Origin of the sequence: Methanospirillum hungatei, from assembly GCF_020216685.1 — an archaeon.
GTDB classification, from domain to species: Archaea; Halobacteriota; Methanomicrobia; order Methanomicrobiales; family Methanospirillaceae; genus Methanospirillum; species Methanospirillum hungatei_B.
Genome location: NZ_JAIWNS010000254.1, coordinates 1 through 5264, shown reverse-complemented (window position 1 = coordinate 5264; position 5264 = coordinate 1). Strand labels below are relative to the sequence as shown.

The 5264-nt window shown below is 45.9% G+C and carries 5 protein-coding genes and 1 tRNA gene; 1 reads left to right on the top strand and 5 read right to left on the bottom strand.

Annotated features, from left to right (window positions below; translation table 11 throughout):
• On the top strand, positions 1-801 hold an 801-nt coding region (gene argG / locus LDL35_RS14325), incomplete at its 5' end, for an argininosuccinate synthase (RefSeq protein ID WP_304023662.1).
• Between the two features lie 522 nt (positions 802-1323).
• Here the strand turns inward: argG and LDL35_RS14320 are convergent.
• The 5 genes from LDL35_RS14320 to LDL35_RS14300 form a co-directional block, all read right to left on the bottom strand.
• Positions 1324-1395 (bottom strand) — tRNA-Arg (locus LDL35_RS14320).
• A gap of 44 nt (positions 1396-1439) precedes the next feature.
• Entirely contained in the window at positions 1440-2237 is a 798-nt protein-coding gene (locus tag LDL35_RS14315) for a response regulator (RefSeq protein ID WP_304023659.1), read from the bottom strand.
• Positions 2238-2327: 90 nt separating this feature from the next.
• Positions 2328-3026 carry a glycosyltransferase family 2 protein gene (locus LDL35_RS14310; RefSeq protein WP_304023657.1) on the bottom strand — a complete coding sequence of 233 codons (699 nt, stop codon included), beginning with the start codon at positions 3024-3026 and terminating at the stop codon, positions 2328-2330.
• The gene (locus tag LDL35_RS14305; RefSeq protein WP_304023655.1) at positions 3023-4000 is read right to left on the bottom strand and encodes a glycosyltransferase family 4 protein; all 978 of its coding nucleotides are present in this window, start codon (positions 3998-4000) and stop codon (positions 3023-3025) included. Before LDL35_RS14305 ends, LDL35_RS14310 begins: the two co-directional genes overlap by 4 nt.
• A partial coding sequence (locus LDL35_RS14300) for an NAD(P)/FAD-dependent oxidoreductase (protein ID WP_304023652.1) occupies positions 3997-5264 on the bottom strand: 1268 nt, incomplete at its 5' end. The genes LDL35_RS14300 and LDL35_RS14305, both read right to left, overlap by 4 nt.

The following is a 5264-nucleotide window of genomic DNA, read 5'->3' as shown; positions in this document are numbered from 1 at the left end:
GTGGTCTTCCGTGCAGCAGATCTTGAAGTTATTGCTCCTATCCGGGAACGCAACATGACCCGTGAGTGGGAGATTGGATATGCAGAACAGCATGGAATACCAGTTCCGGTTGACAAGGAGAAACCCTGGTCTGTTGATGAGAATCTCTGGAGCCGTTCTATTGAAGGTGGGAAGCTTGAGGATCCGGCATTTCATCCACCGGAGGAGATTTATGCCTGGACGGTCTCTCCCCTGAAAGCACCAGATGAACCACAGGTCCTTTCAATTACCTTTGAAGCTGGTATCCCGGTGGCTCTTGACGGAAAAAGGATGAAAGGTGCAGACCTTATCCGCACGGTGGGCCAGATTGCAGGAGCTCATGGTATCGGCCGGAATGATATGATGGAGAACCGTGTGCTTGGTATCAAGGCACGGGAGATTTATGAACACCCGGCTGCGAATGTTCTGCTGACGGCACATGCAGATTTAGAGCGTCTTGTCCTCACCCGTGAAGAGTATGCATTCAAGCAGAGTGTTGATGCCAAGTGGGCACAGCTTGCCTATTATGGTCTGATTTATGAGCCTCTCTGGGATGCCCTGAATGCCTTTATTGACACCACCCAAAAGCGGGTAAACGGGACGGTTGATGTCCGGTTATTCAAGGGATCAGTGACCGTGCTTGGTCGTTCCTCTCCTGATTCGTTCTATTCAATCGATGTCGCTTCATTTGATTCGACAACCGTTGATCAGACTGATGCTATCGGGTATTCCATGTATTATGGTCTGCAGGCACGTCTGGTTAGAAAAAAACTAAATAAATAAATTTTTTATTTGATTACTCCTGATACATGATCTTTTCAGGTATTGTCCGACCAATTTGAGTTCTGTCAAAGTCACGGTCATAACTTACCAAATCACACGGATAAACTTCACAAATTGACATCTGATAAGCATCATCAAAATCCAAATTCCATTGAGCCATTATTTGAAGGAGTCTGGATATTTTATCCAGAGATAATCGATATAATTTCATTTGAGCATTGGTGAGAATGTCATCAACAAAAACATCATATCTCTTTATTTTTCATCTGGGATACGCTCTTGCATATGGATGCGATTTGTTTATTACTTCAGATAAGAATCTGATAAAATATCGGGTTCCCAAAAATCTTTAAGATGCAGGATTTGTGAAAGCGAACACAATTACCCTGGAAGAATTCAAAGAATATCTATATCCAGTTTAATAAATACGAAATCCAAAGACGGTAAAATCTGCACTGTAAAAAGATAATGATCGAAAAAATCAAAGAATTATAAAAGAAAAAGGCGAATTAATCGCTCTGACGTCCCGGCTGGGACTTGAACCCAGGTCAAAAGCTCCGCAGGCTTCTAGGATATCCACTACCCTACCGGGACCAGAAGTGCCAGTATATGTTATAGCTCATCACTAATGAAGGTATTCATATCTCACTTTTTGTCTTCATATGCATCCTGACAATCATCCCGATGGTTTCATTTTCAGAATCCCTGATAGAAGTTGACTGGAGGACGACATGCCTGAATGAATTATCACTCATCTTTACGGCAATATGCTGCCTCACCCCAAGCACCAGGCTTTCACGGATGACATCCTGAAAAGTATCGGTAAATACAGTATTCTGCCTGGTATCGTAAAAGGTGAGGTATTTCCCGATTGGCTTTAAGATAATGTCATTCCGGTGCACATTTAACAGGTGTTCCCCATAGGGATTGATAAATACAATTCTCCCTCGTTTGTCAAGGATGAAATATGCATCCAGCTCTGATAGGGCTGCACGTGCAATCCGACGGATCTTCCCTCCTTTGTAATCTTTTGACCTCTTCAGGATTCGATCATTGTGCAGCGCGATCTCAATGTTTGAGTAGAGGTCTTTTGCATTAAATGGTTTGATGATAAAACTGGCCGGTTCAGCCAGGGTCGCCCGTTCAAGGGTGGTTTCATCATCCTGACCTGACAGAAAGATGACCGGTATGTGAAAAATGGCTGTGATGAACTTGGTTGCCGTGATTCCATCTATCTTTCCTGCAAGATTGATATCCATAAGAACAAGATCAGGAAGATGTTCAGCCGTCTTATAGAGTGCATCTTCTCCGGTGGCGACCTTGGCACAGACGACATACTCACGTTGAATAAGAAATCTCTCGATAAGGGTTGCTATAATGTCATCATCTTCAACGACGAGTATCTCCGTCAGGGGACTTTTTCTTGTCTCAAACATGGGGTGCCTGCCAGGGAGTGCAATAGTATCGTGAACCTGTAATTATCAGTTGTTTATGCCAGTTTATTAACTCTCGTTTTATAATCTCATTCACCGGTATTCCCGTTTGGTATACTGGTATTTTTCAACATCTCCACCATGAAAGACGATATAAAACCACTCATAAATCGACTTGAGGGCACCAAACTGATCATACCTCCGCATCGAAAAACTCACGAACAGTTTCCGATCAAATTTCACCTTTCCAATTCTTCTCATCCGGTGGGCGATCTCAAGGTCATCGCCGGCATCTGAAACCCGGTACATACCGGCCTTTTTAAATGATTCTGCCCTGAATGCACTGTTACATCCCAGGGTGAAGAGTATTGTCCCGGTCAGGTACCCTATATGGGCAAAGCTGTTGGCAAGAAAGAGATAAAACCGGTTTTTTATCGTCGCCTCAATCGGTCTTACCGGTCCGTAGAGCATGACTACCTCCGGGTCCAGAAAGTCCTGTCTTATCCTGCTCAGCCAGTTGGGCGGGAGGATCGTGTCGGCGTCAGTTGTTGCGATTATCTCTCCCCTGGCGCGTAATGCCCCGTCATTTCTCGCCCCTCCCACTTTCGGGCTGGTCTGGATGAAAACAAGATCTGCATACTTTTCAGCAATTTCGCGGGTCTTATCTTTTGAACCACCGTCGACCACGATGATCTCATACTCCTGCCGGGGAAAATCCTGCTGTGCCAGAGATGCGAGGCACCGTTCAATACGCTCTTCTTCATTAAACGAGGGGATTACTATGGATATCATGATGTTACCAGTTCTTCGTACAGGGAAAGATGGTCTTTGCAGACCTGCTTTATATCATACTTTGCTGAGTATTCTCGTGCCCGTGCTGCACAGGCATGCAACGTCTTCTCATCTGACAGTTCTGCATGAGCATCATCAGGTGTTCTGAAATAACGCACCGAGTCCTGGTAAACCTCATGGAATTCTGGGATGTCGCGTGCAATCACCGGGAGACCACAGGACTGCGCTTCAAGAACGGCAAGCCCGAATGTTTCGGCATAGGTTGGCATCATAAAGACATCTGCTGCACAATATGCCTCTGCAATATCACGGACAAAACCGGTGAAAAGGACATTTTTCGGTTTATGTTGCATCATCATTTTTATTTTGAGGTAATCTTTGGATAACAACCCGTATGGAAAACCTCCGACCCAGATAAAGCGAGTATCCGGATTCTTTGACGCAAGTGTCATAAAATCATAGATCCCTTTTCTCGGACTTATCTGCGCCACCGTCAGGACAACCTGCTCTTCGGGTGTAATCCCCCACATATCCCTGAATGCCTCCCGCTTTTCAGGTGACGGGGAGAAGTAATCCCGGTCGATTCCGTTTGGTATTCTCGTGACCGGAACGTCGGGGACCATCTCCTGTACTTCCTTTTCACAGGCCTCGGAGATGGTGATGATGTGATCAAATTTCCGGTAAATGTCGGGGTATCTTTTGTTAATCGTCCTGCTAAGAGCCAGGTTCCCGATATTTACCCGGGGAGTTGAATGAGCGGTCAGTATCTTTTTACCTGATGCCAGCCGGCGGTTGAGGAGGGCAATCGGTCCGAACGTATGGTAATGTGAGATGTCTGCATGAAACCTGTACCGCTCCCAGGTAAGGTTGATACCATTCTGCTTTTTCAGGCCACGGTATATGGTTCGTGCAACGGTTGCGCATCCGATATACTTGAAGACAAACATGTCTTCCACGACAAAATTGATCTTCATGTCTGTCCTTGTACGAAATTCAGAACTGAACGGATGATACCGTCCATATTCAGATACTCAAACTGTGAAAACCGGCCGACCAGGGGGATGCCGCGGTTTTTGAAGTGTTCCCTGATTATGGTGATATTTCTGATATAATCAAGATCATACACCACATATGCAAATTTATTTCGCGTTATTTGTGTGGCAATGATCCTGTCCATCGTGAAAAGACCAAGAGAAGAGAGTGAAGAGATGATATGATCCGTAACGTCTGCATCAGTCATGCGGGATATCTCATCACCTTCGTTGTAGGTGATCTCGGCAAGGATTGAGGAGCACCCTTCAGGGGCAGTAGTATCTGAAAAGTTGGAGGGAAATGAGATCCGGTTCGCAAGAGAGGCACCGGCATCCGGAATATATGCCCATGAATACGGGGGAACTATCCCTTGTATTCCGATCCCAATTGCCATAACCGAGTTATATTTCAGGTCAGCGACTGCTTTTCTCACCTCATCGGGAATACCATCCAGACATGGGATGAGATTCTGAAGGGGGATGGTGCTGATTATCCGGTCTGCTGTCAGAGTTCGGGTTCCATCCGAAACCACATACTGACCCTCTTGTCCGGATATTGAGCTGACCTGAAATCCGGTGAGAATGTTCTCTTTGACAGGGGCCGCCATGGCATGAATCAGCGCCTCAATCCCGCCGGTCACCGGGTATGAGAATACTGCCTGATGGGTATAGCCTTCGGTCTCTATTCCGACCGCAGACTTGATGATGTCCTCAACAGGTGGCCGGGGAACTCTTCCCTCCATCCAATGCGCCGACATAAGATGCGGGGGATAGTTCCATATTTTGGTGTTGTAGGGGATCAGATATGCATCGGCAATCCCTCTCCCAAAGGTCTGTACTATCCACTCCTCAAAGTTCTGCGGATTTTGATATTCCCCTTTCTCCGAAGCGATGAGGGTTTTTATAAACTCATGGAGGCATGTGTAACAGTCTTCTTTTGGAAGTTCCGAGAGTGCATTTTCAAAGGGGTATTTCACATATCTTCCCTTATAGAGGATCTTGGTATTTCGAACCCGTTCAGCCCTGTTTTCACCAAGTACATCGTGAATAAACGATAAAACCTCGATATCCCTTGAAAAGATAATATGCGATCCTCCGGTATCAAAGGTAAAGCCCTTTGTCGTTTGGGATCTGCACAATCCCCCTGGCCGTCTCTCCTGCTCCAGAACGGTAACATCCTCTCCTTGTAATGTAAGAATGCGTGCCA